Origin of the sequence: Shinella sp. 838, assembly GCF_029623935.1 — a bacterium.
In the GTDB taxonomy this organism is placed as follows: Bacteria; Pseudomonadota; Alphaproteobacteria; order Rhizobiales; family Rhizobiaceae; genus Shinella.
In genome coordinates this window covers 1,123,701-1,150,121 of sequence record NZ_JARSBQ010000001.1, presented here as the reverse complement: position 1 = coordinate 1,150,121, position 26,421 = coordinate 1,123,701, and the positions used below count along the sequence as shown (strand labels likewise).

The 26,421-nt window shown below is 64.3% G+C and carries 25 protein-coding genes and 1 tRNA gene; 7 read left to right on the top strand and 19 right to left on the bottom strand.

Annotation, left to right across the window (positions count from 1 at the left end):
• Positions 1-6 precede the first annotated feature (6 nt).
• The 7 genes from P9A16_RS05415 to P9A16_RS05385 all read right to left on the bottom strand — a co-directional run bounded on the left by P9A16_RS05415 (position 7) and on the right by P9A16_RS05385 (position 8,090).
• Complete coding sequence (locus P9A16_RS05415) at positions 7-1,314, bottom strand: aminotransferase class III-fold pyridoxal phosphate-dependent enzyme (RefSeq protein ID WP_023512239.1); 1,308 nt, start codon at positions 1,312-1,314, stop codon at positions 7-9.
• A 40-nt stretch (positions 1,315-1,354) separates the two neighbouring features.
• The gene (locus P9A16_RS05410) at positions 1,355-2,554 is read right to left on the bottom strand and encodes a M20 family metallopeptidase (RefSeq protein ID WP_197032897.1); all 1,200 of its coding nucleotides are present in this window, start codon (positions 2,552-2,554) and stop codon (positions 1,355-1,357) included.
• 79 nt (positions 2,555-2,633) lie between these two features.
• Entirely contained in the window at positions 2,634-3,590 is a 957-nt protein-coding gene (gene speB / locus P9A16_RS05405) for an agmatinase (RefSeq protein ID WP_023512241.1), read from the bottom strand.
• A gap of 39 nt (positions 3,591-3,629) precedes the next feature.
• Complete coding sequence (locus P9A16_RS05400) at positions 3,630-4,538, bottom strand: ABC transporter permease (protein ID WP_023512242.1); 909 nt, start codon at positions 4,536-4,538, stop codon at positions 3,630-3,632.
• A 9-nt stretch (positions 4,539-4,547) separates the two neighbouring features.
• On the bottom strand, positions 4,548-5,822 hold the full coding sequence (locus tag P9A16_RS05395) for an ABC transporter permease (RefSeq protein WP_023512243.1): 1,275 nt from the start codon (positions 5,820-5,822) through the stop codon (positions 4,548-4,550).
• A complete protein-coding gene (locus P9A16_RS05390) occupies positions 5,819-6,928 on the bottom strand; it encodes an ABC transporter ATP-binding protein (RefSeq protein ID WP_024270603.1) in 1,110 nt (369 codons plus the stop codon). Before P9A16_RS05390 ends, P9A16_RS05395 begins: the two co-directional genes overlap by 4 nt.
• A gap of 82 nt (positions 6,929-7,010) precedes the next feature.
• Positions 7,011-8,090: an ABC transporter substrate-binding protein gene (locus tag P9A16_RS05385; RefSeq protein ID WP_024270602.1), complete on the bottom strand. Its 1,080-nt coding sequence runs from the start codon at positions 8,088-8,090 to the stop codon at positions 7,011-7,013.
• 147 nt (positions 8,091-8,237) lie between these two features.
• Here P9A16_RS05385 and P9A16_RS05380 point away from each other — a divergent pair, with 147 nt between their 5' ends.
• From P9A16_RS05380 to P9A16_RS05370, 3 genes are read left to right on the top strand one after another with little or no spacing between them, the layout of a single operon-like run.
• Positions 8,238-9,881 carry a 5-guanidino-2-oxopentanoate decarboxylase gene (locus P9A16_RS05380; protein ID WP_023516602.1) on the top strand — a complete coding sequence of 548 codons (1,644 nt, stop codon included), beginning with the start codon at positions 8,238-8,240 and terminating at the stop codon, positions 9,879-9,881.
• Positions 9,878-11,353 carry an FAD-binding oxidoreductase gene (locus P9A16_RS05375; protein ID WP_024270601.1) on the top strand — a complete coding sequence of 492 codons (1,476 nt, stop codon included), beginning with the start codon at positions 9,878-9,880 and terminating at the stop codon, positions 11,351-11,353. The genes P9A16_RS05380 and P9A16_RS05375 overlap by 4 nt, the downstream gene beginning before the upstream one ends.
• Positions 11,325-12,110, top strand: a complete 786-nt coding sequence (locus P9A16_RS05370) for an IclR family transcriptional regulator (RefSeq protein ID WP_024270600.1) — start codon at positions 11,325-11,327, stop codon at positions 12,108-12,110. Before P9A16_RS05375 ends, P9A16_RS05370 begins: the two co-directional genes overlap by 29 nt.
• Here P9A16_RS05370 and P9A16_RS05365 read toward each other — a convergent pair.
• The 4 genes from P9A16_RS05365 to P9A16_RS05350 are packed head-to-tail and all read right to left on the bottom strand — an operon-like array spanning position 12,101 to position 15,710.
• Positions 12,101-12,847 (bottom strand): molybdate ABC transporter substrate-binding protein, encoded by a 747-nt coding sequence (locus P9A16_RS05365; RefSeq protein ID WP_023511858.1) that lies wholly within the window; start codon positions 12,845-12,847, stop codon positions 12,101-12,103. The two genes, P9A16_RS05370 and P9A16_RS05365, sit on opposite strands and share 10 nt — an antisense overlap.
• Entirely contained in the window at positions 12,840-13,631 is a 792-nt protein-coding gene (locus P9A16_RS05360; protein ID WP_278025569.1) for an ABC transporter ATP-binding protein, read from the bottom strand. The genes P9A16_RS05365 and P9A16_RS05360 overlap by 8 nt, the downstream gene beginning before the upstream one ends.
• Positions 13,621-14,655: a FecCD family ABC transporter permease gene (locus tag P9A16_RS05355; RefSeq protein WP_443021624.1), complete on the bottom strand. Its 1,035-nt coding sequence runs from the start codon at positions 14,653-14,655 to the stop codon at positions 13,621-13,623. The genes P9A16_RS05360 and P9A16_RS05355 overlap by 11 nt, the downstream gene beginning before the upstream one ends.
• Positions 14,652-15,710 carry an ABC transporter substrate-binding protein gene (locus P9A16_RS05350; RefSeq protein ID WP_023511855.1) on the bottom strand — a complete coding sequence of 353 codons (1,059 nt, stop codon included), beginning with the start codon at positions 15,708-15,710 and terminating at the stop codon, positions 14,652-14,654. The genes P9A16_RS05355 and P9A16_RS05350 overlap by 4 nt, the downstream gene beginning before the upstream one ends.
• A gap of 201 nt (positions 15,711-15,911) precedes the next feature.
• Here P9A16_RS05350 and P9A16_RS05345 point away from each other — a divergent pair, with 201 nt between their 5' ends.
• On the top strand, positions 15,912-16,121 hold the full coding sequence (locus tag P9A16_RS05345) for a TOBE domain-containing protein (RefSeq protein WP_023511854.1): 210 nt from the start codon (positions 15,912-15,914) through the stop codon (positions 16,119-16,121).
• A gap of 51 nt (positions 16,122-16,172) precedes the next feature.
• Here the strand turns inward: P9A16_RS05345 and P9A16_RS05340 are convergent, their stop codons facing one another.
• From P9A16_RS05340 to P9A16_RS05325, 4 genes are all read right to left on the bottom strand, one after another.
• Positions 16,173-17,189 (bottom strand): FecCD family ABC transporter permease, encoded by a 1,017-nt coding sequence (locus P9A16_RS05340; RefSeq protein ID WP_024270599.1) that lies wholly within the window; start codon positions 17,187-17,189, stop codon positions 16,173-16,175.
• Positions 17,190-18,218 carry an iron ABC transporter substrate-binding protein gene (locus tag P9A16_RS05335; RefSeq protein WP_023516793.1) on the bottom strand — a complete coding sequence of 343 codons (1,029 nt, stop codon included), beginning with the start codon at positions 18,216-18,218 and terminating at the stop codon, positions 17,190-17,192.
• Positions 18,219-18,292: 74 nt separating this feature from the next.
• A complete protein-coding gene (locus tag P9A16_RS05330; RefSeq protein ID WP_023516792.1) occupies positions 18,293-19,525 on the bottom strand; it encodes a molybdopterin molybdotransferase MoeA in 1,233 nt (410 codons plus the stop codon).
• A gap of 15 nt (positions 19,526-19,540) precedes the next feature.
• Positions 19,541-19,888 (bottom strand): gamma-glutamylcyclotransferase family protein, encoded by a 348-nt coding sequence (locus P9A16_RS05325; protein ID WP_278025567.1) that lies wholly within the window; start codon positions 19,886-19,888, stop codon positions 19,541-19,543.
• 170 nt (positions 19,889-20,058) lie between these two features.
• Between P9A16_RS05325 and P9A16_RS05320 the strand changes: the two genes are divergently transcribed.
• Together P9A16_RS05320 and P9A16_RS05315 are read left to right on the top strand one after the other, a co-directional pair.
• The gene (locus tag P9A16_RS05320; RefSeq protein WP_023516790.1) at positions 20,059-20,955 is read left to right on the top strand and encodes a bestrophin family protein; all 897 of its coding nucleotides are present in this window, start codon (positions 20,059-20,061) and stop codon (positions 20,953-20,955) included.
• 170 nt (positions 20,956-21,125) lie between these two features.
• Positions 21,126-21,605 (top strand): NUDIX hydrolase, encoded by a 480-nt coding sequence (locus P9A16_RS05315; protein ID WP_023516789.1) that lies wholly within the window; start codon positions 21,126-21,128, stop codon positions 21,603-21,605.
• Positions 21,606-21,756: 151 nt separating this feature from the next.
• On the opposite strand, the gene P9A16_RS05310 is transcribed toward P9A16_RS05315, so the two are convergent.
• From P9A16_RS05310 to P9A16_RS05300, 3 genes are all read right to left on the bottom strand, one after another.
• Positions 21,757-21,832, bottom strand: a tRNA-Lys gene (locus tag P9A16_RS05310).
• A 117-nt stretch (positions 21,833-21,949) separates the two neighbouring features.
• A complete protein-coding gene (locus P9A16_RS05305; protein ID WP_023515670.1) occupies positions 21,950-22,867 on the bottom strand; it encodes a PhzF family phenazine biosynthesis protein in 918 nt (305 codons plus the stop codon).
• A 128-nt stretch (positions 22,868-22,995) separates the two neighbouring features.
• Positions 22,996-24,102 carry an endonuclease/exonuclease/phosphatase family protein gene (locus tag P9A16_RS05300; protein WP_023515669.1) on the bottom strand — a complete coding sequence of 369 codons (1,107 nt, stop codon included), beginning with the start codon at positions 24,100-24,102 and terminating at the stop codon, positions 22,996-22,998.
• 154 nt (positions 24,103-24,256) lie between these two features.
• Here P9A16_RS05300 and P9A16_RS05295 point away from each other — a divergent pair, with 154 nt between their 5' ends.
• Positions 24,257-25,873: a hypothetical protein gene (locus P9A16_RS05295; RefSeq protein ID WP_023515668.1), complete on the top strand. Its 1,617-nt coding sequence runs from the start codon at positions 24,257-24,259 to the stop codon at positions 25,871-25,873.
• Positions 25,874-25,885: 12 nt separating this feature from the next.
• Here P9A16_RS05295 and P9A16_RS05290 read toward each other — a convergent pair whose 3' ends face one another.
• Positions 25,886-26,302, bottom strand: coding sequence for an Lrp/AsnC family transcriptional regulator (locus P9A16_RS05290; protein ID WP_023515667.1), 417 nt, complete (start codon positions 26,300-26,302; stop codon positions 25,886-25,888).
• Between the last annotated feature and the right edge of the window lie 119 nt (positions 26,303-26,421).

Below are 26,421 nucleotides of genomic sequence, written 5' to 3'. Positions count from 1 at the left end.
CTCTTTTCAAGCTGCGCCGCGTTCGAATTCGGCATCCGCCAGGTTCAGACCATGGTCGAGAGCCGCCAGCAGCGTATCGAGTTCAGCATCCGAGATGATGAACGACGGCGCAAGGAAAAGGGACGTCTGTTCGCCGCTGGTACCGATGATCGCCCCCGCCTCGATTGCCCGGGCCGCCACACGTGACGCGACGGGGGACACAGCCGTGTCGGCATACCAGTCGCGCCAGTCGGGGCCGTGGAGTTCGACGGTCCAATGCAGGCCAAATCCGTCGACCCGCGCAACGCTCGGATGCCGCCGTGCGATATCCACTAGCCCCTGCTGCATTCGCCCTTCCAGCGCCTTGACGCGGCGGATGATGTCACCGTCCTTCATGACAGAAAGGTAGGCACGGATCGCGGCAACCGCACTGGGATGTGCCCGGAAGGTGCTGTAGGTCTGCCAGCTCTTGTCCTTCATCTCATCGACGATGTCCTTCGACATGACGACCGCACCGGCAGGAGCAGAACCGCCGGCAAGGCACTTGCCCAATGTGACGATATCCGGGCGGGTCTCGCCGCCCTGGAAAGCGAACCAGCGACCACTGCGGCCAAGACCGGTAACGACCTCGTCGGCGATCCAGAGGGATCCGGCCTTGCGTGCGGCCCTCGCCACATAGTCCTGATAGTCCGCGTCGTAGTAGGTGCCGCCCTGCGTGTAGTCGATGATCGTGGCGGCGACAGAAGAGAGTGCCTCCTCGGTGCCCGCCATGCGATCGGCGAGCGGCCGGTTGTCGGAAACACCGCCATATCTGGCATTGACCGGGCCGGGGATGATCCGCACGGGGACCTGCGCGGGAACCGGCTTGCTGCCGCCGCCCTGGATGGCAAGGCCACCGTGCCAGTGCGGCTGCACGGTCATCTGCCGGGCAAGCCCTGCCATGCCGTGATACGCGCGCTCGCGGGTCGCCAGCTCCGTTCGGCCGGTAAGCGCCTGGGAAAAGGTCAGCGCGAGATCGTTCGCTTCGCTTCCCGACAGGAAGAAGCGGACGGCGCCCACCCAGCTCTTCTCCTCGCCGAAGGCGATGTCGATCAGATCCTCGGCAGCCGCCTCACGCTCGGCCCAGAACCAGCCTTCGTTGATGACGGGGTTGGATGCCGCCTTGACCATCGCCTCGACCATCGCCGGATGCTTGTGGCCGAGTGGCCCGCCGGTGTTGCTCCCGTCGATCAGGCGCCGACCGTCCGCCAGGATGAAATATACGCCCTCGCCATCGACGACCTTGATGACCGGGTCCTTGCCCGCGTTGAGACCGGTTTGAAGAAGTCTGCTCATGAGAGCCTCCATGTAGAAATGAATGAGTGATTTGGTCGCGTCAGTCCGCCGAAGCGACCCCGCACAGATCGACGATCATGCGGCTCCAGATGCCGCAGGCTTCGACGAGATCCGCAACCAGGATGTGTTCGTCGGGCGTGTGTGCCCATTTTTCATTGCCGGGCCCGAGGCCGACCGTCGGGATGCCCGCCGCGCACATGAACGTGCCGTTGACGCCAAACCGCCAGGAGGCGACCGTGTCGGGCCGTCCGGTCATGGCTTCCCGTGCACGAAGCGCAGCCGAGACGACCGGGCTTTCCGGATCGACCCACATCAAGGGGTAGTGCACGATGACGGCAAGGTCGTAGGTGAAGCCCGCATTGCCGGAAGCGATCCGCTCGAGAATGTCGCGAAGCTCCCGCTCGCAGCTTTCGGCCGTCTCGCCGCGTACATATCGCCTGTCGACCCGGATGATACAGCGGTCGGGCACCACCGCCGTCCCGTTGTCCGGCGAGGATTTCATGGAAATCAACGTCACCGTGGCCGGTCCGAGAACGGCGTCGCCCTTCATGGCCGCCGCATAGCGTTGCAGTTCGTCAAGGAACGGAGCGGCTTCGAACACCGCATTGACGCCATTGCCGGGTTCCGACGCATGGGAGGTGCGGCCGTGGACCGTGATCTCCACATCGATCTTGCCGCGATGACCGATGTGAACGCGGCCACGGCTGGATTCGGTGTTCAGTCCGAAATCCGTGCGCACACCCCGGGCGATGACCGATGGCACACCCAGCGGCGAATCCACTTCCTCCCCCACATCGGCGACGAAAACCACATCGCCGCAAAGTCTCACCCCGGCCTTTTTGATCGCCGCGATCGCATAGGCGCTTGCCATGACGTTGCATTTCATGTCGCAGGTACCGCGGCCGTAAATCGCGGTCCCCTCCTCGCCCCAACGGCACGCATCGACCAGCGCGCCGCTGAAAGGGTCCTTCATCTCCCCTGTCGGGACATGATCGATATGGCCGTTGACCATCAGGGACGGTCCATTGCCTGCACCGCGCAGCAGCGCGATCACATTGCCGTTCGCATCGGTTTCGACGGTATCGAAGCCGAGCTCCCGCAGATGCCTGGCATAGATTGCCGCCACGGCACCTTCCTCGAAGGAGAGGCTGGGCGTCCGGACGACCTCCTGGCACGCCGCGACCATTTTGTCGGCGTCAAGGCACCCGTCTATTGCTGCAAGGATCATGTCGTTCGTCATTCTCGTCACACCCCTTTCGGTCCGGCGGCCGTTGGTCTTCCCGGCGATGTCCGGGTTGGTCCTGGCGGTGTCCATCCGGTTACCTGGCCTTCTCGACCGCCTTCGCCATCACGCACAGCATCTCGAACATCATGTTCGCGGCCGTGACGCAGGTGATGCCGGTCGGATCGTAAACCGGAGCGACTTCGCTGATGTCGGCGCCGACGAGGTCCTTGCCCTGTAGCGAGCGGATGATCACCTGGAGGTCGCGGGGCAGAAGGCCACCGATTTCCGGCACGGCGGTGCCCGGCGCATAGGCAGGGTCGATGCTGTCGATATCGAGGGAGATGTAGAAGGGGCCATCGCCGAGAACGCTGTTGATCTTCTCGATCACCGCGGCGCGCCCCATCTCCTCGTACTCGTCGAGGGTGATGATGTTGTACCCCTTGTCATAGCCGAACTGGACATCGTCATCGCCGAACCGGCTGCCGCGCAGGCCGAGCTGCACGACGCGCCGGGGATCGATGAGGTTCTCCTCATAGGCGCGGCGCATGAACGTGGCGTGGTTCACCTTCGTGCCGCACATCGTGTCCATGACGTCGGCATGGGCGTCGATATGCAGGATGCCGACCGGCCGGTCGGAGGCAAGCGCACGCAGGATCGGCGTCGGGATGGTGTGGTCGCCGCCGATGGCAATGGGCCGGATGCCGGCGTCCTTGACCTCCTGGAAATACGCCTGGATCTGATCGATCGACGCGTCCTTGTTCAAGGGATTGATCGGCGCGTCGCCGATATCGGCGACGGTGCACAGGTCATACGGGCGAACGCCCGTCACGGGGTGGATACGGCGGATGATGCGCGAAGCCTCGCGCACACCGGCGGGTCCCTGACGGGGACCGGAGCGATAGTTCAGGCCGAGATCGAAGGGAACGCCGCACAGTCCGATATCGATGCCGCGCACGATGTCGTGGCGCCGCGTCCGCAGGAACGTCGCGACGTCGGAAAAGCGCGGCGTTACGGCCGCATCGACGGGTTGGAAGTCGCTCTTGTCAAGCATGGCTGTCTCCTGAATTTTGTTGTTTGAGATTGTGCTGGATCAGGCGGCGACGCCGCGCATCCGGTCCGATCGCCGTCTGAGCAGTTCGACCGCCGTAAGAAGACCGAGAGAGAGGAAAACGAGGATGGTCGCCATCGCCAGGATCGTGGGGCTGATCTGCTCCCGGATGCCGGCCCACATCTGTCTCGGAACAGTGCGCTGGTCGTAATCGGCGAGGAAGATGACCGTCACGACCTCGTCGAAGGACGTCGCGAAGGCAAAGACGCCGCCCGAGATCACGCCGGGCAGGATCAGCGGCACGATGACCTTGAAAAACACGCGGACCGGAGAGGCGCCGAGGCTGAGCCCGGCCCTGATCAGGTTGCGGTCGAAACCTTCGAGGGTCGCGGCGACGGTGATCAGGACGAAGGGCGTGCCCAGAACGGTGTGAGCGATGATGAGGCCTGCGAACGTGCCCGTCAGCCCCAGCTGGGAGAAGACGAAATACATGCCGGCGGAGGTGATCACGAGCGGAACGACCATCGGCGAGATGAGCGCACTCATGACGAGGCCACGCGCCGGCATGTTCGGGCTCGTCAGCCCCAATGCCGCCAGCGTGCCGAGCAGCATCGACAGAAGCGTCGTCGCGACGGCGATGACGAAGCTGTTCTTCAGCGAATGGATCCACTGTGCATTGTTCCAGCTGTCGACCAGATAGCCCCAGCCGAATGGCGCATTCGGATCGTTCATTCCGTTCTGGATGATGTCCCGATACCACCGCAGCGAAAACGCCGACGGATCGAGCTGAAGCATGTCGCGCGAGAAGGTGAAGTAGGGCGCGGCGTTGAACGACAGCGGAATGATCACCAGGATCGGGGCGATGAGAAAGAGAAGAACGAGGCCGCAGAACGCCAGATAGCTGTAATGGGCGATGCGGCCGGCGACGGAAGTATGTGCGGGAAGCGCCATGGTCAGCTCCTAACCCATCCTGAGGCCGTTGCCGCCGGTGAGGCGGTTGAACAGCCAGTAAACGAGGAGAACACCCACCAGCAGGATCGAACCAAGGGCAGCAGCAAGACCCCAGTTCAGCGACTGCTGCATATGATAGGCGATGACATTGGAAATGAGCTGGCCGCTCTGCCCGCCGACGAGTGCCGGCGTGATGTAGTAGCCAACGGCGAGCACGAAGACGAGAAGGGAACCGGCAAGAACACCGGGAACGGTTTGCGGGAGATAGACCCTGCGGAAGGCGGTGACAGGCGATGCACCGAGCGAGAGCGCAGCCCGGACATAGGACGGCGGTATCGATTTCATCACGCTGTAGAGCGGGAGGATCATGAACGGCAGCAGCACATGCGTCATGGCGATGAGCGTGCCCGTGACGTTGAAGATGAGCGGCAGCCGGTTCGCGTCGTTCACCACGCCGACGAAGACGAGGATGTCGTTGATCACACCCTGCCCCTGAAGAAGGACGATCCAGGACGTCGTGCGGACGAGCAGAGACGTCCAGAACGGCAGGAGGACGAGCATCATCAGCAGGTTGGATGTCTTCAGCGGCAGCCTTGCCAGCAGCGCGGCGACGGGATAGCCCAGCACGAGGCAGAGACCCGCCACGGCGGCGCTGACCCAGAGCGTGCGCAGGAAGAGCGTCTGGTAGATCGCCATGTTCGCATCGACGCGCTCGACCGAGCCGTCGGCAGCATGCTGCAGGTCGAGTGCCGCAAGGAAATGCCGCGACGTGTACGGCTGGCTCAAGCGCTTGATGAGTGCCCAAAGCCCGGGATTTCCCCAGTCCGGGGCCGCCGCGACAAGCGTTTGCTTCCAGCCGTTCGCGGGCTCGGACGACAGTTCCCTGACCGTCCGCATCACCAGCGGCCGGGCCCCTGCCCAGTCGAAATTGAGCGCCGACGTGACCTGCCCCAGCTTTTGCTCGTCGTTCGCCTGCCTGAGATCGGCGGCGAGATCCGCGTAGACATTTTCCGGAGGCGTGCCGTTGCCGTCCCATTCCGCAAGCGAAAGGGAGGTACGGTGCAGAACCGCCCCGAATTCATCATTGCTGACGGCCCGCTGCAACATGGTTGCCAGCGGCCACGCGAACATGACCAGGAGAAAAATGCAGAGTGGCGCAACGAGGGCCAGCGCCCGCAACTGGGCTTGTCTCTTCGAGCGTCGGTGCTGCTTCATGACCGAGGTGGCGGGCAGAACAGCAGGCTCCGGAGCCGGCCATCCCGCGGTGGCGGTGCTTCCCCTCATCGCGCCGCCTCCCGACCGCGGCCGGATGCCTCGTCGAGAGCCCGGCAGTCGCCGACCTGCCAGCCAAGCCGGATGGGTTCGCCCTTCCTGAAGGTCCGCCGGAGCGAGGCGTTCTGAACCTTCACCACGAATTCGTGTTTGCCGAACACACGCACCTGGATGCGCGAGTGGTCGCCGACATAGACCTGATCGACCACCTCCCCGCCCACCACAGTTTGCCCAGGCCCCACTGTCGCCGGTTCGACGACGATGCGTTCGGGCCGAAGGGAAAGCAGGGTCGCCCCACCGACCGCAGCCTTTGTAACGGCAAGCGCACTGAGGACGTCGCCGTTGTCGATCCTGACCCGGCACACGTCCCCGTCCCGCTCCGTCACGGTTCCAGGCAGGACATTGTTCTCGCCGATGAACTGGGCCACGAAGCTGTTGCTTGGCGTCTCGTACACCGCGTCCGGCTTCGCCAGCTGCTGGATCTTGCCGAAATTGAACACCGCGATCGTATCCGACATCGTCAGGGCTTCGGCCTGGTCGTGGGTGACATAGACGATGGTGACGCCGAGCCGCTCGTGGATGCGCTTGATCTCGTATTGCATCTGCTCGCGCAGCTGCTTGTCGAGCGCGCCGAGCGGCTCGTCCATCAGCACGAGTTTCGGATCGAAGACGAGGGCGCGCGCGACCGCGACACGCTGCTGCTGGCCGCCCGAAAGCTGTGCCGGCCGGCGGTTGCCGAGATACGGCAGTTCGACCATGTCCAGCGCCCGCTTCACCTTCTCGGCCGTATCGGCCTTGGAAATGTTCCGGACCTGCAGGGGAAAGGCGAGGTTTTCCGCAACCGTCATATGTGGGAACAGAGCGTAATTCTGGAACACCATGCCGATGTTTCGGCGCTGGGGAGCCACCCGGTTGATGGGCCGGCCGTCGAGGAAGATTTCGCCGGACGTCGCGGTCTCGAAACCGGCAAGCATCATCAGGCATGTCGTCTTGCCGGAGCCGGAAGGCCCGAGCATGCTCAGGAACTCCCCTTCCCGCACATCGAGATTCAGATTGTCGACCACCGATACAGTGCCATCGTAGGTCTTGCTAACGTTCGCAAAATTGACTGACGCCAACGTCCTGTCTCCACCCAATCGTTCACCGGCTGCCGGCAGCCACGGCTGCCAGCAGGTAAAATCTCGCAGGTTGAAGGGACGGCTACTTAGCCAGCCACGAATTGAACCGGGCAAACAGCTCGTCGCGGTAGGTCGACCAGAACTCGCTATCGGACTCGATGGCGTTTTCGAGATGCGCGGTCGGGACGAAGTCCTTCATCTCGACGCCGGTCTTGTCGTTCTTGCCGATCAGGGCGATGGCGGATTTGCGGACAGGCCCGTAGGAGCTGGAATTCGTGATTGCGGCCTGCTGCGTGGTCTCGCTGACGAAATGGACGAATTTCGTTGCAGCCTCGAGGTTCGGTGTTCCCTTCGGGATCATCCAGACATCCCTGTCCCAGACCTGCCCGTCCCAGACGATGGTGAACGGTTGCTTTTCATCGTTGATGGCGTTGAAGATACGGCTGCTGTAGGCGGAGGTCATGACGACCTCGCCATCCGCCAGAAGCTGCGGCGGTTGCGAGCCCGCCTCCCACCAGACAACGGCGGACTTGATCGTATCGAGTTTCGCGAAGGCGCGGTCGACCCCCTCCTTGGTCTCCAGAACCTTGTAGACATCGGAAGCCGGCACGCCATCCGCCAGCAAGGCCCATTCGAGATTCACATCCGCCGATTTGCGCAGACCCCGTTTGCCGGGAAACTTCTCCAGATCAAAGAAGTCCGCGATGGTTTTCGGGCCATCGGCCAGCTTCGACGTGTTGTAGGCCATGGATGTCGACCAGATCACCGAACCGATACCGCAGTCGCTGAGCGTCCCCTCGACGAAATCCTCGCTGGCCGCCGTGCCGTCCGTGGCGGCCGGAAGCCCCCCGGCATCCTGCTTTTCGAGGATGTTGTCGAAGCAGCCCGTTTCCGCAAGCGCCTTCTCCCCGACAACCACGTCCCAGGTGACGTTCCTGGCTTCGACCTGCGCTTTGATCTGGCCGAGGCCGCCATTGTAATCGACGGAGTTGACGGCGATCCCGGTTGCCTTGGTGAAGGGCTCGTAGAACGCCTTCTTCTGGGCTTCGGTATAGGCGCCACCCCAGGAGACGACGGTGATCGCCTCCGCGGCAAACACCGGCACGGAAAGGCCACCGGCGGCAATGGCGATGGCGGCGACGGACGTCAAAAATCGTTTCATGTTCCGAGTTCCCACTCTTTGTTGATAAAATTCCGAATTACGGAAGTTATTTTCATTTTTCAGAATGAGTAGGGGGTTGCCGGAACCTTGTCAACAGCATATTCAGTATAACAGAAATTGCTTCCGAAAAACGGAATTGGAGGATCCATGAAAAATACCGGCGGAAGAGAACTCGTCGCACAGCTCGAGGGATACGGCATCGATACGGTCTTCGGCATGCCCGGCGTGCACACCCTGGCCTTCTTCGACCCCCTGGCAAAAAGCACGATCCGCCATATCGGCGCACGACACGAACAGGGCGCCGGCTTCATGGCCGACGGCTATGCCCGTGCCACCGGAAAGCCCGGTGTCTGCCTCATCATCAGCGGCCCGGGGGTCACCAATGCCGCCACGCCGATCGGGCAAGCCTATTCCGATTCCATTCCCGTTCTGGCGGTAACGAGTGCGATCGCCCGCGACGACATGGGCCTCGGGCGCGGCATGCTGCACGAGATCACCAACCAGCAGGCCGTGACCGCGCCGATCACCGGCTTCAGCGCCACGGCGTTGACGGGCCGGCAGATCAGCGAGCATCTGGCGAGGGCGATGACATCGTTCCGGACGGAACGGCCGCGCCCGGTTCACATCTCGATCCCCCTCGACATTCTCGACGAGGACGTTGCGCCGCGCCCAGTCCGAACATTCCTTCCCCGCCAGCCCGGCCCGAACCCCGAGGACGTAAAGGCAGCGGCAGACCTGTTGCGCGCGGCGAAACGGCCGATTGTCCTGGCCGGCGGCGGCTGCCGCAACGCGGGGGCCGCCCTGACGCGCCTCGTGGAAAGCCTGCAGGCACCCATCGTCACCACGGTCGCCGGCAAGGGCGTGGTTGCGGAATCGCATCCCCTTTCGCTGGGATCCACGCTCCAGAGGGCAAGAATCCGCAGGCTTGTCGAGCTCGAGGCCGATCTTGTGATCGCGATCGGCACCGAGATCTCGGAGCCGGACCTCTATGTCACCGCAGACAGCGAGGCGGCTTCCGATGGGCCGGCGCGCACGGACACGACCCGCCTCGCCATTTCCGGAAGGTTCGTCCGGATCGACATCGATCCCGCGGCAACGGTCAGGGACTACACGCCCGACGCGGCAATCGTTTCGGATGCGGGGCTTGCCGCTGCGGCGCTTGCCGATGAGATGAGCCGGCAGCCCCTCTCCTCGACCTGGGATTTGGATTTCGAGACCATCCGGCAACAGGTCCGGCAGGAGATATCGCCGCTGGAGCGCCAGCACGTCGCCGTGCTCGACGCCATCAGGAATGCACTTCCCCCGGATGCACTGGTCTACGCCGACATGACGCAGATCGCCTACACGGGATGCGTCTATTTCCCCGTCGACGTTCCCGGCACATGGCACTTTCCAGTCGGGTATGGAACGCTGGGATACGCCCTGCCCGCGTCGATCGGCGGCGCCGCCGGATCGCCCGGACGCGCCTGTCTCGCGCTTGTCGGCGATGGCGGCCTTCTCTTCACCGTTCAGGAGCTCGCGACCGCGGTCGAACAAAAACTCCCCCTGCCGATCGTTCTCTGGGACAATGACGGCCTCGGCGAGATCGCCGATTTCATGCGGGCAAGAAATATCCCGGAAGTGAGCGTCCGCCCGCTGAACCCCGATTTCGTGGCCCTTGCCGACGCCTTCGGCTGCCGCACGGCGACGCCCCGATCGCTGGAAGAGATCGAAGATGCGATTCGCGGCGCCCTTTCTGCCGACCGCCCGACGGTCATCCTCGTCAGGCAGGATGCCGAGTATCTTCGATGAAGCCCGAAGCGCGCGCCAGAAAGGTCGATTTCGAGGCTGCCGCCGGCGAACTGGACGCGCGGTTTGCGTCCAGGTTCACTGTCGCTCTCGCCACCAGGGACCATCACGGCCACGACGAAGGGTGGCATCCGGCATCGGCACCCGATGGCGTGCTGTTTGCAACGACGACCGAGGATGTCGTCGATGCCGTGCGCATCTGTGCAGCATACGGGGTTCCGGTCATTCCCTACGGGAGCGGCAGCGCCATGGAAGGCAGCGTCAACGCCATTTTTGGCGGGCTCTCCATCAACCTCTCCGGCATGACCGCCGTGCTGTCGGTGAATGCATCCGACATGGATTGCACCGTCGAGGCGGGGTGCACCCGCTCGGTGCTGAATTCGTTTCTCCGGGACACCGGCCTTGCCTTTCCCGTCGATCCCGGCGCCGATGCGACCCTCGGCGGCATGGCCGCCACCCGCGCATCCGGAACGATGACCGTGAAATACGGCTCCATGCGCGACAACGTCATCGGCCTGGAAGTCGTTCTGGCGGATGGAACGGTCGTGCAGACGGGAGGGCGTGCAAGGAAATCGTCATCCGGCTACGATCTGACAAAACTCTTCGTCGGCTCGGAGGGGACATTGGGGATCATCACGAAATTGACCCTGCGGCTTCATCCCATCCCGGAACATGTCGTCGCCCTGCGCGCGGTTTTCGAAGAAGTAGGGCTGGCGGTGGAGTTCGTCGTTCTCCTGATGCAGCTCGGCTACCCCGTGGCGAGAGCCGAATTCATGGACGAGCTGGCGCTGGAAGCGGTGTGCAGATACGAGAGGCTCGACTATGAGCGCCGCCCCACTCTGTTCCTCGAATTTCATTCGAGTGTCGGCCCGCTCGACGGAACGGCCGAGGCTGTCGAGGATCTTGTGAGGCAGTGCGGTGCGAAATCCGTTCACTGGGCTTCGACGACCCGTGAGCGGGCGGAAATCTGGAAGGCCCGGCACAGTGCGGCCCATGCGGAGCCACTGCTGCGGCCGGGCGCGAAGGCGATGGTGACGGATGTGTGCGTGCCGCTATCGAACCTGGCGGCCTGTATCGCCGAGACGCGGGCCGATTTGACATCCACCGGGCTCTGCGCCCCGATCGTCGGCCATGTCGGCGACGGAAACTTCCATCTGGCGATCCTGATCGATCCAGCAGCGAAATCAGAGATTGACGAAGCCGAGCGCCTTCACGCAAGGCTGGTTGCACGCGCGCTCGGCTTTGGCGGAACCGTCAGCGGCGAACACGGCATCGGCCTTGGAAAGCGTCCGTATCTGGAAGCCGAACATGGCGCAGGCCTTGCAGTCATGAAGTCGATCAAACAGGCACTGGACCCACAGGGGCTGATGAACCCGGGAAAGATCTTCCTTCCGGACCACCCTGAGGGAGCAACAGAATTCTCACATGCGAGCATGGATCAAGTGAATGAGCAAAACGAAGGAAAATGGGTCTGAAAAGGGATCGAACCCGCTGCGGCGGATCGCGACTGTCCTGGACGCCGTTGCGTTTTCGTCGTCCGGCCTGACCCTTCAGGATATCGCCAACGCGGCGCAAATCCCGGTCTCGTCGGCCCACCGCATTACCAATACCCTGCTGGATGTCGGGTATCTCGAGGCGGCGCCGAACAAGAAGGTCTATCTCACCGGCCCACGCCTGCGGCGCCTCCTCAACCTGAGCTTCGGGGATGCCCCGATCGAGAAGATAGCCTCGCCGCTCCTGACCGAACTGGCCAACAAGCTGCAGGAAGTGGCTTTCATTTGCCGGCTGGTGGCCGGCAAGATCAAACTGGAGGCCTTTGCCTTCCCGCAGGAAGCGCCATCCTCGCTGATCCACCCCGGATATGAATTCCCCTTTCACGCAACCGCGAGCGGCAAGGCCATGCTGGCATTCCAGAACGAGGATTTCATCGCGGACGTGCTCAGCGCGGATATCCCTAGGTTTCAGGCCGGCACGACCGTCGACCGGGCCGAGATCCGGCAGCAACTGGATGCGGCGCGCCAGCGGAGATATGCCGTGAACGACATGGAGTTCGACCCGGGCGTCTTCGCGCTCGCGGCCCCCGTCACCTTCGAACACGGAGACGTGTTCCTCACCGTCGGCATCGTGGGCATGAGCGCGAGGATGCATAGCCGCTTCGAGGAAACCGAGATGGCGACGTTCGTGAAGTCGGCCGCCGGCAGGCTGTCCCACCTGCTCTCAAGTCATCGCTGACGGCGCTGCCCTGTGGCGGCACGGCTTTCGAACCCGTTCCGCAGCAGAAGCCGCTCTGCCGGTTCAGACAACAGGAAGTCCCGAAAGGCGACGGCGTCCTCTGCCGCGCCTTTGCGTAGCGCCAGGCCATAGGCGATATCCGGCGCATAGGCGGGCGGGATCGCCACGATGCCGAAAGCGGGGTCCTTTGCGTGGAGACGGGCATTCGATGCATAGCCGAGGAAAAGATCGACTATGCCCTCGGCGATCAAACCCGCGGCACTACGCCCCGGCGGCGAATGACGCCCGCCGACCAGTTGCAGGGCCCGGGCCTTGAGCGTTTCGCCGAGACCGCGATGATGGGCCTCCAGACGATCGAACATGTCGAACGCATAGTCGCCCGACGGATCGTCGCCCGGCGTCGATATGCCGATCCGGGTCGAAGGGGCCGAAAGCACCGTCACGAGATTTTCCGCGGTCAGCCCGAGGCCGGTGCGGGCGAGAACGACGAGCCGGTTGCGCGTAAAACAGACCGCTTCCTCCGTCAGCCCGGTCGACGCAAGATGCTGCGGATGGGCCATGTTGGCGGAGGCAAAGAGGTCGAAGGGCTCGCCCGCCTCGATCCGTTCGCGCAACAGCCCGGCCGGCCCCAGCGATACGGAAACTGGAACGCCGGCGGCCTCCCGGAAGGCATCGGCAATGTCCGGCAGGGCGTGCCGCAGGCTGCCGGCGGCGAGGATGCGGATCCCCTCAGTCATCCTGCTTTCTCCTGCGCACCCTCTGCCGGAAAAGCGGTACGAAAGCGGTCTCCTCCCGATCCCCACCGCCGAGCCGAACACCGCGGACGGGAACGCCGTAGAGCGCCTCGAGGCTCGCTTCCGTCATGACCGTCGCGGTCGGGCCGAACAGGGTCTGTGTCTCCGGCAGCATGAGGAGGACCTTGTCGGCGATCGCGGTCGCATGGTTCGGCTGATGGGTCGTGAAGGCGATCGCCAGTTTCTGGCTGTCGGCCAGCCGTCCGAGCAGCGAGAGCACGATGTCCTGGTTCTTCAAATCGAGCGCGGAGGCGGGTTCGTCGAGCAGCAGCACATCGTTCTCCCCGGCCAGCGCCCGGGCGATCAGGACGAGCTGGCGCTCCCCGCCCGACAGGGAGCCGATGCTGCGCGCCGCATAGCCGGCCATGCCGGTCGCCTCCAGCGCCGTCATCGCCTTCTCGACGTCCGCCGCACCCGGCGTGCCGAACAGGGCAACGTGCCGGGCGCGCCCCATCAGCACGATATCCAGTACGGAATCAGGAAATGCACCGGAAAACTCCTGCGGCACGACACCGGTTCGCGGATTGGTTTCGACGGTGCCGGAGGTCGGCGTCAGCAGCCCCGCGAGCACACGCAGCAGGGTGGATTTGCCGCGACCGTTCGGGCCGAGGATCGCGGTGATCTCCCCGGCGCGGAGATCGAGATCGAGTGCGCGGAACTGCCAGCGGTCGCCGTCATAGGAGTGACCAGCCGTGTCGAGATGCAACATGACGAGATCAGAGGCCATGACCGCCTTTCTGGGTCTGCCGCAGCACCAGAGCAAAGACTGGCGTGCCGATCAGCGCCGTCAGGATGCCGAGCGGGATTTCCGTCGACGTGGCCGTACGCGTGACCGTGTCGATCGCGAGGAGATAGAGGGCACCGAGAAGGAGCGAGGCCGGCATCATGACACGATGATCCGGCCCGACCAGCAAACGCGCCATATGCGGCACGACGAGCCCGACCCAGCCGATGACCCCGCTGACGGCGACCTGCGCGGCGACGATGCACGAGACCAGAACGAGCACCAGCCAGCGCAGCGGCTGGACGGAAACACCGAGGGTGCGGGCGTCCTCATCGCCCATCGACAGGAGATTGATGCGCCAGCGAAGGCCGATGAGCAGCACACCGCCCAACACGACCGGCGCGGCAACCAGGAGAAGCTTGTCCCGGTTCGCGGTGGCAAAACTGCCGAGCAGCCAGAACACCATGGCCGGCAGCTTGTCCTCGGTATCGGCAAGGTATTGCAGCAGGCTGACGAGAGCGCTGAAGAAGCCGGTGACGACCACCCCGGCGAGAACCAGCGCGAGAATGTTGCGGCGGGCGACGATGCCGTTGAGGGCGTAGACGAGAACGAGGGCCGACAGCCCGAAGGCGAAGGCCGAGGCGAGGAGCCCATAACGCGGGAGGCTGAAGAGGATCGCGAGCGTCCCGCCGAAGGCAGCCCCCGAGGAGACGCCGACCACTTGCGGCCCGACCAGCGGATTGCGGAACACGCCCTGCAGTGCCGCCCCGGACAGGGCGAGCCCCGCCCCCGCCAGCACGGCGAGGAGAATACGCGGCAAACGCACCGTGAAGACGACATTCGCCTCCATCGGCGTGACGGGAACCTCCGGGGGGCTGATCGGCGCCAGCAGAATGGCGATCACACGCGCAAAGGGAATGTCGTAACGACCGATGCCGAGCGCGGCGATGGCGGCGACCGCCAGCACGATCAGCAGCACTGCCACCGTTGCCCCGGCCGGCCGTCGCGCAGTCACCCCACCGCTCATTGGCCGGCGCGATAGTCCGTGCGGTAGAATTCCTTGTAGTAGGCGTCCGCTTCCTTCTGCATGTCGATATCCGCGAAACGTTCGGGATAGAGTTCCTTCGCCATCCAGAGTTCGCCGAGCGCCATGGCTTCCGGCATCGGATACCCCCACGCCTTGGCATATTGCGGCATCAGATAGATGCGGCCGCTCCTGACGGCGTCGATCGTCTGCCAGGAGGCCGCCGTCTTGATCTCGTCGACCACGGCCGGGTAGCGCTCCTGCACGAAGATGACGGAGGGGTTCCATTTGAGCACATCCTCCATCGTCACCTGCTTGAAGCCGGCGATCTCGTTGGCGACGTTGCGGGCGCCGGCGCGCTCCATCATCAGGCCGGTGTATTTGCCGCGGCCATAGGTCGAAAGTTCGGGGTTGGCCATGTAGACGGGGACACGCTTGTCCTCGGGAATGTCGGCAAGGCGCTCGGCGACAAGGGCACGGGCCTTCTTTGTGGCCGCGATCATCGCCTCGCCCTTCCCCTCGCGGTCGAGGATATCGGCAATCAGCCGCACGCCGGCCGCAAACCCTGCATCGATCGCCGCCGGTTCGTCCGCGACATCAGGGTTCATCTTGACGGCTTCTTCCGGCGGTACGTCGAGCAGCGATATGGCGACGACGGCAAGCCCGGCCTCCTCGATCTGCTTGACCATGTCGGCCGGCGCGTAGTTCGTGACGAACACCACGTCGGGCTTCAGCGTCAGCAGCTCCTCGATGTTTACCTTGGTCAGGCCGCCCGGCATGGCAAGGTCGGGAAGGTTAGGCACCAGCCGCACGTACTTGGCGCCGAGCTGCTTCTTCCACTCGTCGAGCACGCCAACGACCTTGTCCATCGCATCGAGCTGCACGGCGATGTTGAGGGTCTGGTGCTGCAGGATGACGACACGGTTCACCACGTCGGGAACGTGCACCTGCCGGCCGATCTGGTCAGTGACGACGCGATCCGCCCAGGCAGGCGCGGCGAAGAGAAGGCCGGCGATCGCGAGCGCGATCTTCGGGGCAGTGGCAAGACGTGCGAGCATGAAGGAATCCTCCGATCGGAAGCGAAGGGATAGCAGCTATCCCCGGTCGGCAACAACGTTATATTTTTAGAAATATTACGTACGGTGGTTTTTTGAGAAGCGCCGGCAAATCTGGAGGTGTTCTCCCGGTTTGCGTGGTAGTCACCGGGTAACGCGGCGTATTATGGCGCGCCGTCAAAGACAGGAGCACAGGAGAGCCCGATGAAAATCAGCGCCCGCAACCGCCTCAAGGGCAAGATCATCGAAGTGACGAAGGGTGCGACCACCGCCCATGTCCGTATCGAGGTCGCCGGCGGCGCCGTCGTCACCGCGTCGATCACCAACGAATCCGTCGACGAACTGGGCCTTGCCGTCGGTGGCGAAGCCTATGCGGTCGTCAAGGCGTCCGACGTGATGGTCGCGGTCGACTAACATCCCGATTGAACACCGCTTGCCGCGACGACGCGCGCGGCAAGCGCCTCGTTACCAGCCCCGCTTTCCGGCGATCAGCAGCCACAGGAAAAAGGGCGCGCCGACGGTTGCCGTCAGGATACCGAGCGGCACCTCGATGTCCGCGATGGAGCGCGCCAGCATGTCGACGACGAGGAGATAGGCGGCGCCGAAGAGCATGGCGGCCGGCAGCAGGCGCCGGAAATCCGGCCCGACGAGCATGCGGGCGATATGCGGGATGACGAGGCCGATCCAACCGATGATGCCGGTCACGGAGACCGTCGCAGCCGTCACCAGCGTCGCACCGGCGATAAGGGCGATGCGCGTCTTCACCGTATCGATGCCCAGCGTGCGCGCCTCCTCCTCGCCGAGCGTCAGGATGTTCATCCGCCAGCGCAGCAGCAGCAGCGGCACGAGGCCGAGGACGACGGCGGGCAGGATGGAGAGCACGTCGAAGCGGGTGATCGCCGTCATGCTGCCGAGCAGCCAATAGGTGATGGCCGGGAGCTGGTCGTAGGGGTCGGCCAGGACCTTGATCAGCGAAATGCCGGCGCCGATCAGCGCCTGGATGGCGATGCCGGCAAGCACCAGCGTCAGCACCGGATCGCGCTCGCGCACCAGCGCGCCAATGCCGGTGACGACAATCACCGCCATGAGACCGCCGGCAAAAGCGGCGAGCTGGATGGCGAGCACCGGCAGGGAGAGGAAGATGCCGAGCACCGCCCCGAGGCTGGCGCCGACCGAGACGCCGAGCAGGTCCGGCGAGACGAGCGGATTGCGGAACAGGCCCTGATAGGTCGCGCCCGCCGCCGCCAGCCCCGCGCCGACGACGACGGCCGCCATGACGCGCGGCAGGCGCACGTTCCAGAGGACGGTGGCGAGCAGCGGATCCGTCGTCTCGCCCGTCACGAGCTGCCTGAGGGCGGTAAAAAGCGGCTGCGGCCCGTCGCCGTATTTGCCGACCATCATCGAGAGGGCCACCAACCCAACGAGGCCGGCAAGACCGAGCATCACGGCAAGCCGGCCCGGTGGGGCAGCGCGTGGCCGCATCTACTTCGCCGCACCTTTCAGCAGCGTTGCAATCTGCTCGTCGCTGAGCTCCACCTGGTAGAACAGCTTGAAGAAGGTACGCACCTCCTCATCGAGCGCCGCGGGAAACGCGTCCGGATAGAGCGTGTGTTCCAGCCAGGCGATGCCGATCAGGCGATTGATGCCGGGCGGCGAATCGATCCAGCCGAAGGGTAGCGTCGGCGTCGCGTGGATGCGGTCGGCCTTCACCGCCTCCAGCCCCGCCCAGAGCGGGTCGTCCTTCACGGTTTTCGCAAATTTCGGCGAGGCGGCGAGAATGACGTCCGGCTTCCAGGAGAGGATCTGTTCCAGCGAGACCTGGGTGAGGCCGCCCTTGCCCGCAGCCGCCGCGACATTGCGGGCGCCGACCGCTTCGAGGATCTCCATGTTGATCGAGCCGGCAAGGCCCGTCTCCAGCCCTTCCGCGCCGCGGCCGTAGTAGACGGCGGGGCGCTTGTCCTCAGGAATGTCGGCAAGACCCTTTTCCAGCGCGGCCAGCCTTTCATCGGCATAGGCGGCAAGCGTCTCCGCCCGCGCCGCGACGCCGAGTATCGCCCCGGTCTCGCGCAGCATCGCGCCGGTTCGGGCAAAGGCACCGTCGACAAGCACATAGGGTATGCCGGTCTGCGCCTGCACCTTGTCGGCAAGCGAGGCATAGGTCGGGTTCACCGTGCCGACATCGATGATGATGTCAGGTTTTGCCGCCAGCACCGCCTCGATATTGGCCGTGCCGCCCTTGCCGGTGAGCTGGCCGAACGTGGGAAGGTCCCGGGTCGCCGGCAGCAGGAAGGCCTTTTCCTCCGCCTTCGGCTCGCGCACCCAGCCGGCGAGCTTTTCCGGCGCCAGCACATAGACCAGCACGGAGGCGGGTGGGCCGGCGGCGAGCACCCGCTCCACCTTATCGGGAATGTCCACGACGCGCCCGGCCGCATCGGTGATCGAACGCGCCACAGCGGGCAAGGCCGAAAGGAACAGGGCAAAAAGAACGACAAGGCAGCGCAAGGCCGGCATGAATCTCTCCAACGATATGTTTTTGGAAATATATCCGTGCTTTGCATCGACATGGCAACAGGCAGGAGCACCGGTCAGCCGGGAAATCTCTGCCAGACCGGCAGCGTGTCGACATTCTCCCCCGCGTCGATCATCCCCTCCCCGGGTTCGAGAACAATCATGACATCCACAAGCGCGAGATGGCGCAGGCTTGCGGATCCGCCATAGGGTAGCGGCTCCACGGCCGTTGCGCGGCTCCTGGAATCGAGCCGGAGCCGCCCCAAATGCACCTCGATCCGCCCGGCGGATCTTGCGAGCGGGCGATCGACCGGCAGGCGCAGGACGCTGGCATTTAACGGCCGCCCCTCCAGCCGCGCGAGAACCGCCCGGCCGAGAAGTGCGAAACCGACCGCCGCAGCCAGCGTGTTTCCCGGCAGGAGCAGGATCGGGCAGTCATCGATATCGCCGAAGCCGACCGGCTTGCCCGGCCGCATGTCCAGCTTCCAGAACTCGAGGAAGCCGCGACGGGAAACGACCCTCGCCAGATGATCGGCAAAGCCGACGGATGCGCCGCCTGACGAGATCAGAAAGTCGTGATCCGCCGCCGCCTCGACGAGACGTTCAAGGATCACCTCCGGATCGTCATGCGCCATGCCGAGATCCGTCACCGCGGCGCCGGCCGCAAGCAGCATATGCGACAGCATCGGACGGTTGCTGTCAAAAACCTGGCCAGCCGCCAGCGAACCGGGACTGTCCACCAGTTCGTCACCGGTGGACAGCAGCGCCACCTTCGGCCGCGGCGCCACCAGCACGGAGCGAAGACCGAGGGCAGCAAGCAGCGCCATCTGGCCGGGGCCGATGCGTGCACCTGCCTCAAGCAGAGTATCACCCCGCGAAACGTCCTCGCCGACGCGGCGGATATGCGGCTTGGCCCCGTCCCGGACACGAAGGCGCACCTCCCCGCCCTTAATCTCCGCAGCCTCCTGCACGACGATGCGGTCGGCACCGGGCGGAACCGGCGCGCCCGTCGTGATGCGCACCGCCTCGCCGGGGCACAGCGCCGGCACGACAATCTGGCCCGCGGTGATCGTCTGCACGATCCTCAGAACCGCAGTCCCGTCCGGGCCAATATCAGACGAGCGGATGGCAAAACCGTCCATCGCGGCATTATCGAAGCGCGGCAGGCAGGTGGATGCGACGATATCCTCGGCAAGGACATGGCCGAAGGCTGCGGAGAGCGCCATGCGCACCGGTGGAAGCGGTGCTTCGATGTAGCCGGCTATGAAGGCCAGCGCATCCCGGAGCGATTTCGGTGCCTCCTCGTTCATCGCCGCGCCCGTCCCCTATGCCCTGACGTAGACGAAGGCGCGCCGGCCCGATTTCAGGAAGACCTCGACCCGATCGTAATCCGAGACTTCATAGGCGTCCGCCGCGGCGAGCTCCTTCGCGGTGATGCAGAAGACCTTGCCCGGCACCTCGTCCTCCGCCTTCTCCGAGGGAATGACGATCAGATGAACGCACTCGCCGCTCTTGCGCAACACCTCCGGATCGGTGATCTCGAGCTTGTCCGTGCGATAACCCGTCATCGCATCGTCCTCGCCATCGAGCAGGCGGCCGAAGGACGCGAGCTGAACGCTTGCCAACCGGAGCGTGCCGTAGGAAAACAAGAGGATATCGGCGGGTTCGGTCATTCAAGGGTCCTTTGCACGGCAGGGCGTTACAGGCGCCGGAAGCGTCCTTCCGTCGACATGACGGCCGCATCCAGTCCTCCGGCGGCGCGATGTATTTGCAATGATATAGCGACGACCATGCTTCTACAAACCGAATCCTCCCTCCATAGCCGAACGGACGATCGCCGCCGATGATCATTCGCCCTCGCCCCAGCCTGCTCATGCTGTTCTTCGTTCTGAAGGGGTCGGTGATCCTGCGCACATGGCCGCAGCTCGCCGCAGTCGGCGTGCTCTCCGCCGCCGTCGTCACCGCACACCGCTATGCGCCAAACCTCGTTCCCGGCGTCAATCCTGCGCCCCTGACACTGATCGGCATCGCCCTCTCCATTTTCCTCAGCTTTCGCAACAGCGCCTGCTACGATCGCTGGTGGGAAGCGCGCAAGCTCTGGGGGCAGATCCTTCACACCGCCCGCGATATCGCGCGGCAGACGGTCGTGCTCGACGACGGCTCCGGCACACCGTCGCAGGAGCGGCGGGAGATCCTCGCCGCGATCATCGCCTTCGGCCACGCTGCCGTCCGGCAGCTGCGCCGGGAAACGACCAGCCAGGCGACAGGCGAGGCCGCGCTGCCCGCCCATCCGGCGGACGCTATCCTGCACAGCGTGGCGGCATTGATCGGCCGCATGCTGCGCCAGAACCGCCTCGCGCCCGTCGAGGCCCTTGCCCTCAACGAAAGCCTCGGGCGACTGACGCAGGCGCTGGTCGGTTGCGAACGCCTCGCCAACACGCCTCTGCCCTTCGCCTATACCCTGCTCCTGCACCGCACCGCCTATCTCTTCTGCTTCATCCTGCCCTTCGGTTTCGCCGACATGCTGGGCTGGGCGACGCCGCTCGCCGTCATGCTCGTCGCCTATACGTTCTTCGGCCTCGATGCGCTCGGCGAGGAACTGGAAGAGCCTTTTGGCCTGATGCCGAACGACCTGCCGATCTCGGCCTATGCCACGACGATCGAGATCCATCTGCGCTCCGCACTCGGCGAAACCGACCTGCCGCCCATGCCCGCCCCGGTCGACTACGTCCTCACCTGAGGCCAGGCGCTCCCGGTTCGCGAGGCGATCGGGCAGAGACGCGCAACGCACCCTCTTCCCTATCGTTATATTTCATGAAATATAACGATAGGGATAATCCACAGGGCGGCGCCTTTAAGCGGCGAAACACCGGCCGAAGGGTCCCCTGATGAAAGGGGCCGACGGATACCATGCAGGAAGAAATTCGCATCGCTGTCGCCCTCGTCGTTCGCGAAAACGGCGAGACGCTCCTGCTGCGCAAGCGCGGCATGCCCCTGTTCATGCAGGCGGGCGGCACCATACGGGATGGGGAAGCGCCTAAGGCGGCCCTTGCCCGCCGGCTGCATGGGGAGCTCGGCCTTGTCATCCCGCCCTCGCGGATGGCACCCTTCGGCTGCTTCGAAGCCGAGGCGGCCGATGCGCCGGATCACCTCGTCATCGCCTATGTGTTTCTGGTCAGGTTGCAGGATGAAACGGTCGCACCGACGACGGAGATCGACGAGGCGATATGGACCCCGGTCCAGGAAACCCCCGCCCTGCCGCTCGCCCCGCTGACGCGCAACTACATCCTGACCCTCTATTGGCAGATGCAGTTTGGCACCGACCTCCCGGAGAGGTTCGACCCAAAACCGGTCCCCGCCCAGACCCGCGCCGGCCAGCAATACGCCTGAAAAGGACGCAGCAGAACAGGCCCAGCCAACACCTTCAGCAGCAAGCACCTGCACGGCAGAAAACGTCCCGGACCAGCGGAGAGGCCCCTAGGGCCTAGTTTATGTTTTACAGGAAGAAATCAGCGTAACCATTTCTCTCTTAAGAGAAAAATGGTGGGTGATCACGGGCTCGAACCGTGGACCCGCTGATTAAGAGTCAGCTGCTCTACCAACTGAGCTAATCACCCACTTGACCGCTCCAGCGGTCTGACCGGGCGTATAAAGGCGTTCGCGGAGCTTGTCTATAGCCATCCCGAAAAAAGATGCGTCTGCGGATAAATTTCTTCCGCACCGCAAAATAACCGTCACAAATCCAGCGTTCCCCACGCGATGCGAACCGCCTCGCCGCCGATGCGCGCGCCGGCGATCGCCCCGCCCGCAATATCGAGGTGCAGGTGAATGAACGAGGGACGGCCCATTTCGACACCCTGTTCGATCAACAGCGGATGGTGGCCGTCCACCAGCTTGTCGAAGAAGTGGATGGCCCCGGACATGGCGGCGACCGCGGCGCCCGTCGCCGGGTCCTCGGCGATGCCCATATCGGGCGCGAACATGCGGGTATGGAAGCGCGCGAGATGATTGACGCCGCCGCGGCAATAAAGATAGGCCGAGGCAAGTCGCCCTTCCGCGAAGGGCGCGCAGCGCTCCCAGAGCGTCGGATCGAACTCGACCGCAGCGGCGGCCGCAAGATCGTGCACCGGGATCATCACGAAGGCGACGCCGGCACTCCACAGCGAGGGAACGTGATTCTCGAAGCCGATCTGGCCGGGTTTCAGGCTGAACGCATCGGCGAGCGCCTGCCGGTCGAACGTCGCCTCCAGACGTGCCGCCTTGCGCGGCAGGTCGAATTCGGCGAAGGCCGCCTTCTGGATGCCGAGCTTCACCGCGCAGCGCACCGGGCCGACATTCTCCTCCAGCACGCTGACGAGATCACGCGGGCCGGCCTCGCCGCCCTCGCCCGCCTCGGCAATGGCGATTGCCGCGCCGACCGTCGGATGGCCGGCAAACGGCAGCTCCCGGCCCGGCGTGAAAATGCGCAGGCGCGCGCTGTGCGCCGGGTTTTCCGGCGTCTTCACGAAGACGGTCTCGGAAAGATTGAACTCGCCGGCAATGCGCTGCATCGTGCCGTCGTCGAGATCATCGGCATCGAAGACGACGGCCAGCGGATTGCCCGCAAGCCGCGTGTCGGTGAAGACGTCATAGATGGCGTAGCGACGGGGCAAGGTATTCTCCCTGTTCAGTTTTTGCCCGAAGGCATTGTGCTAGAATTGCCCGAGGCACAGGCAGCGGGCAAGGGAAAATCATGCCATGCGCGCTGCCGGGACTTTCTGCTTCCCGCACGCCCGGGCGCCTACAGATCGAGCGTCATCATGACGGGGCAATGGTCCGAGGCCTTCGGCCGGTCCCAGCCGACGCGCGGATACCGTTCCACCTCTTGCCCCGGCGGGAAGGGTGTTCGGAAGGGTTGGCCGGCGCGGATGATTTCGGGCATGCGCTGTGCATTGCGCTCGGCAAGCGAGGGCGAAAGCCAGATATAGTCGAGCTGGCAGAGGTGGCGCTCCTCCGGCCCCCGGCTGTGATAGAGCGTCCAGCGATCGTCCACCGGCCGGCGCAGCATCGGGTTGACGGCAAAACCATCCACCGTGAAGGCGTCAAGCGCGCTCACCGGCTCCCTGCGGGGGATAAAACGATAGCCGTTGCGCTTGTCGCCCTCGACCGCCAGCTTCTCCTGATAGTCGTTCATGTCGCCGCAGATCGCGAAGGCCTTGTCCGCCGTGTGGCCGGCACCGAAGCGTTTCTCGATGATCCGGCGCACCGCCCGCACCTCGGCCATGCGCACCGGCATGGTCGATTGGCGCCCGTCGACACCGTCCCTGCTCGACCCCATCGACTTGAAATGCACCACATAGAGCGTCAGCGGCCGGCCGCCAATGCGCAGGTCCATCTCCAGGCAATCCCGCTTGAAGATCCTGTCATCCGGATTGTGGCCCTGTCCGAGATCCGGCGTGTAGAGGTCGAAATCGCGATAGGTGACCGCCGCATGGCTGCGGATATCGACGCATTCGATGCGCTGGCCGTCACGCGTCTCCTCACGCATCAGCACGGACACGTCGATGCCGCGGCTGTCATTGCCCTCGATCAGGTATTTCTGCCGGTAGCCATTGCCGACCATGCGGAAGAGATAGCCGTATTCGAACGCCTGCAGAGCCGCCATGTTGTCGGTTTCCTGCAGGCAGAGAATGTCGGCATCCGCGTCTGCGATGGCGAGCGCCGAATGCTGACGGGCATCGTCGGTATGCGCGATGGTGCGCGCCTCCTCCAGCCGCTGGTACTCCGCCTCGTTGCGGATGTCGAAGAGGCGCAGCACGCGGTCCTGGCGAAGCTGGTTGCGAAAACCCGTGAAATCGAAACGGGTCATGAGGTTTTCGATGTTGAACGTGGCGAGGCGCAGCGACATGGGGGCTTTCAAGGTTTTCCGGCAATGCCGGGCAAGTGTAACCGGCTGACCGGCAATGGAAAGCCGCTTTTCGTCGCTCGCGGAATAAACCGGCTTGCCACACCGTTACCCAGTGCGGATGATGCGCATTCCGGTCGCGGGCGGAGGATCGCTCATGGGTGTTGTTTCCTGCACAGTACGGGCATTCCTGGCCGCCTGGTTCGCGCTGTTCCTCCTTGCCTTTTCGCCCGCCGGCGCCGCGGAAAGCTACATTACCGGCCCCGGCGAAGCCGCCCGCGCGGCAGGGCGGGTCGCCGAAGCGCTCGGCAAGACGCCGCGGGTGCACACGATCCGAATCACCGAAAAGGAAGTGAACCTCGTCGTCGAGGGTGCCGGAACCGGCGACGTGGATGAGTGGCGGGTGCGTCAGGCGACCCGCCTCCTCTTCTTCCAGGCCGAGATCGTCGGCGGCCCGTCCGCGCGATCGGCGCCGGCCATGGTGTCCGATCTTGCAAGCGGCCTCTTTCCGCTCGATGCGGTTCCCCTTGCCAAGGCCGACCAGGTCGCCACCCGCGCCATCGGCTATGCCAAGCTCGAAGGCGGCGGCGCGGTGCAGTCGATCGAGATATCGCGGCGCGTGAACCTTCTGCCGACGCCCTCCTATGGCGATATCCGCTGGGCGATCTACGTCGCTTCGCCGCGTGAAAGCGCCACCGTCTATGCGGATGCCGAGGGCACGATCATCGGCGGCGACCTCTCCAACACCAACCGCGCCCGCCAGATGGATTTCTTCAGGGACGAGGACTGGCCGAAGGAGGCCGCGCTGGAAAGCCTCGCCTCCGTCATTGGCAGCAAGCCCATTGTCCGCGATCTGACGGTCTATCCGAAATCCGTGCAGGTGAAGGCCGACCATCCCAGCCTGCCGGAAACCACGGTCGGCTATTCCTGGGACATTTCCGGCGTCACGCGCTCGCCCATCACGTCGCCGATGTTCCCCGGCACATCGGCTCTGCCCGGCTTTTCGATCGGGGATGTCGACCTCTCGAAACTCTCGATGATCCGCGACAAGGCGAAGGCTGCCTGGCAGAACGACAAGTCGACGATGAGTTACATGATGCTGAAGCTCTCGACAGACGGCCCCGGCAAGCCGGAGCTGCGCTGGGTGGTGCATTTCACCGATCTCGGCCAGCCGGGAGAAATGACGCTGTTCAGCGCCAGCGGCACCGTGGAGGTGACCACGGACGGCACCGTGCGCGCCGCCAACCTGCCCGATGCCCGCAAGCCGAAGCGCAACTGGCTGGATCCGGCCACGGCATGGCAGACGCTCGACACGATCGGCGAGCAGTTCGGCAAGAACGCGCGCTTTGCCGAAATCATCATCAGCAAGGATTCGATGAGCCTGCTCGCCGAAGTGCCCGATACGCCCGGCACCATGCGCGACTACAACGCCAACGATCGCGGCATCACCGCCTCGAGCATGATGATGCCGTGGGATGCGGAGTTCCGGCCGGAGCGGCTCTTCCGCATGCAGGACCTCGCCTTCTTCTCCACCGAAAAGCTCCGCGCACTGACAGCCCGCACCTTCACCCGCCTGCAGGTGGGCTCGGAAATGGCCGTGGCGCGCTACACCTTCTCGATCGGCCAGCTGATGTCGCCGGACGGCAGCTTCATGGTGCCTTCGCCGGACGGCAAGGTAACGCTGGAAATCCGGCTGGAGGCGGCCGATGGCTGGAAGGGTGGACGCATCACCTATTCCTCGACCGGCGAGGAAATCGACATCGTGATGCCGTAGGCCTGCACGCCCTCACAAGGTCGTCAGCAGCAGGCTGGTCTCCGATTTCGAAACGCCATCCATCGCGCGGACGCCACGCAGCACGCGCTCGAACTCCACGAGATTGTCCGCGTGGATTTCCGCCACGAGATCCCAGGCGCCGTTGGTCGTGTGCAGCGCCCGGACTTCCGGGAGACCGCGCAGCGCCTGGATCGCGGCCAGCGTCTTCTGGCCGGTGATCTCGATCATCATGATGGCGCGCACGGCATGCGGGTCGTCCGCCTCGGTCACGCGCACGGAAAAGCCGGCAATGACCCCGTCGCGCGTCAGCCGCTCCATCCGGTTCTGCACCGTGCCGCGCGAGACCTTCAGCTCTTCCGCGAGAGCGGAAAGCGAGGCGCGCCCATCCTTGCGCAGCAGGGCAAGGAGCTTGCGGTCGATCGTATCCATCACACCTGCCGAATTGTCAGTTTCTTCTGCCGAAACGACAATACGACCCGCAATTTTTCCAAAAAATTGCCGTTTCGCCTGCCGTTGTCCTTGGCTAGCCTTGTGCTTATTTCAATGCA

What these genes read in the sequence shown, in the direction of transcription:
- P9A16_RS05330 (WP_023516792.1), bottom strand. Translation starts at nt 19,525, where the DNA reads ATGAACGAGGAGGCACCGAAATCGCTCCGGGATGCGCTGGCCTTCATA.
- P9A16_RS05365 (WP_023511858.1), bottom strand. Translation starts at nt 12,847, where the DNA reads ATGACTGAGGGGATCCGCATCCTCGCCGCCGGCAGCCTGCGGCACGCC.
- P9A16_RS05350 (WP_023511855.1), bottom strand. Translation starts at nt 15,710, where the DNA reads ATGCTCGCACGTCTTGCCACTGCCCCGAAGATCGCGCTCGCGATCGCC.
- P9A16_RS05345 (WP_023511854.1), top strand. Translation starts at nt 15,912, where the DNA reads ATGAAAATCAGCGCCCGCAACCGCCTCAAGGGCAAGATCATCGAAGTG.
- P9A16_RS05315 (WP_023516789.1), top strand. Translation starts at nt 21,126, where the DNA reads ATGCAGGAAGAAATTCGCATCGCTGTCGCCCTCGTCGTTCGCGAAAAC.
- P9A16_RS05400 (WP_023512242.1), bottom strand. Translation starts at nt 4,538, where the DNA reads ATGGCGCTTCCCGCACATACTTCCGTCGCCGGCCGCATCGCCCATTAC.
- P9A16_RS05410 (WP_197032897.1), bottom strand. Translation starts at nt 2,554, where the DNA reads ATGACGAACGACATGATCCTTGCAGCAATAGACGGGTGCCTTGACGCC.
- P9A16_RS05380 (WP_023516602.1), top strand. Translation starts at nt 8,238, where the DNA reads ATGAAAAATACCGGCGGAAGAGAACTCGTCGCACAGCTCGAGGGATAC.
- P9A16_RS05375 (WP_024270601.1), top strand. Translation starts at nt 9,878, where the DNA reads ATGAAGCCCGAAGCGCGCGCCAGAAAGGTCGATTTCGAGGCTGCCGCC.
- P9A16_RS05395 (WP_023512243.1), bottom strand. Translation starts at nt 5,822, where the DNA reads ATGAGGGGAAGCACCGCCACCGCGGGATGGCCGGCTCCGGAGCCTGCT.
- speB (WP_023512241.1), bottom strand. Translation starts at nt 3,590, where the DNA reads ATGCTTGACAAGAGCGACTTCCAACCCGTCGATGCGGCCGTAACGCCG.
- P9A16_RS05325 (WP_278025567.1), bottom strand. Translation starts at nt 19,888, where the DNA reads ATGACCGAACCCGCCGATATCCTCTTGTTTTCCTACGGCACGCTCCGG.
- P9A16_RS05295 (WP_023515668.1), top strand. Translation starts at nt 24,257, where the DNA reads ATGGGTGTTGTTTCCTGCACAGTACGGGCATTCCTGGCCGCCTGGTTC.
- P9A16_RS05385 (WP_024270602.1), bottom strand. Translation starts at nt 8,090, where the DNA reads ATGAAACGATTTTTGACGTCCGTCGCCGCCATCGCCATTGCCGCCGGT.
- P9A16_RS05370 (WP_024270600.1), top strand. Translation starts at nt 11,325, where the DNA reads ATGAGCAAAACGAAGGAAAATGGGTCTGAAAAGGGATCGAACCCGCTG.
- P9A16_RS05415 (WP_023512239.1), bottom strand. Translation starts at nt 1,314, where the DNA reads ATGAGCAGACTTCTTCAAACCGGTCTCAACGCGGGCAAGGACCCGGTC.
- P9A16_RS05320 (WP_023516790.1), top strand. Translation starts at nt 20,059, where the DNA reads ATGATCATTCGCCCTCGCCCCAGCCTGCTCATGCTGTTCTTCGTTCTG.
- P9A16_RS05335 (WP_023516793.1), bottom strand. Translation starts at nt 18,218, where the DNA reads ATGCCGGCCTTGCGCTGCCTTGTCGTTCTTTTTGCCCTGTTCCTTTCG.
- P9A16_RS05300 (WP_023515669.1), bottom strand. Translation starts at nt 24,102, where the DNA reads ATGTCGCTGCGCCTCGCCACGTTCAACATCGAAAACCTCATGACCCGT.
- P9A16_RS05340 (WP_024270599.1), bottom strand. Translation starts at nt 17,189, where the DNA reads ATGCGGCCACGCGCTGCCCCACCGGGCCGGCTTGCCGTGATGCTCGGT.
- P9A16_RS05355 (WP_443021624.1), bottom strand. Translation starts at nt 14,655, where the DNA reads ATGAGCGGTGGGGTGACTGCGCGACGGCCGGCCGGGGCAACGGTGGCA.
- P9A16_RS05360 (WP_278025569.1), bottom strand. Translation starts at nt 13,631, where the DNA reads ATGGCCTCTGATCTCGTCATGTTGCATCTCGACACGGCTGGTCACTCC.
- P9A16_RS05290 (WP_023515667.1), bottom strand. Translation starts at nt 26,302, where the DNA reads ATGGATACGATCGACCGCAAGCTCCTTGCCCTGCTGCGCAAGGATGGG.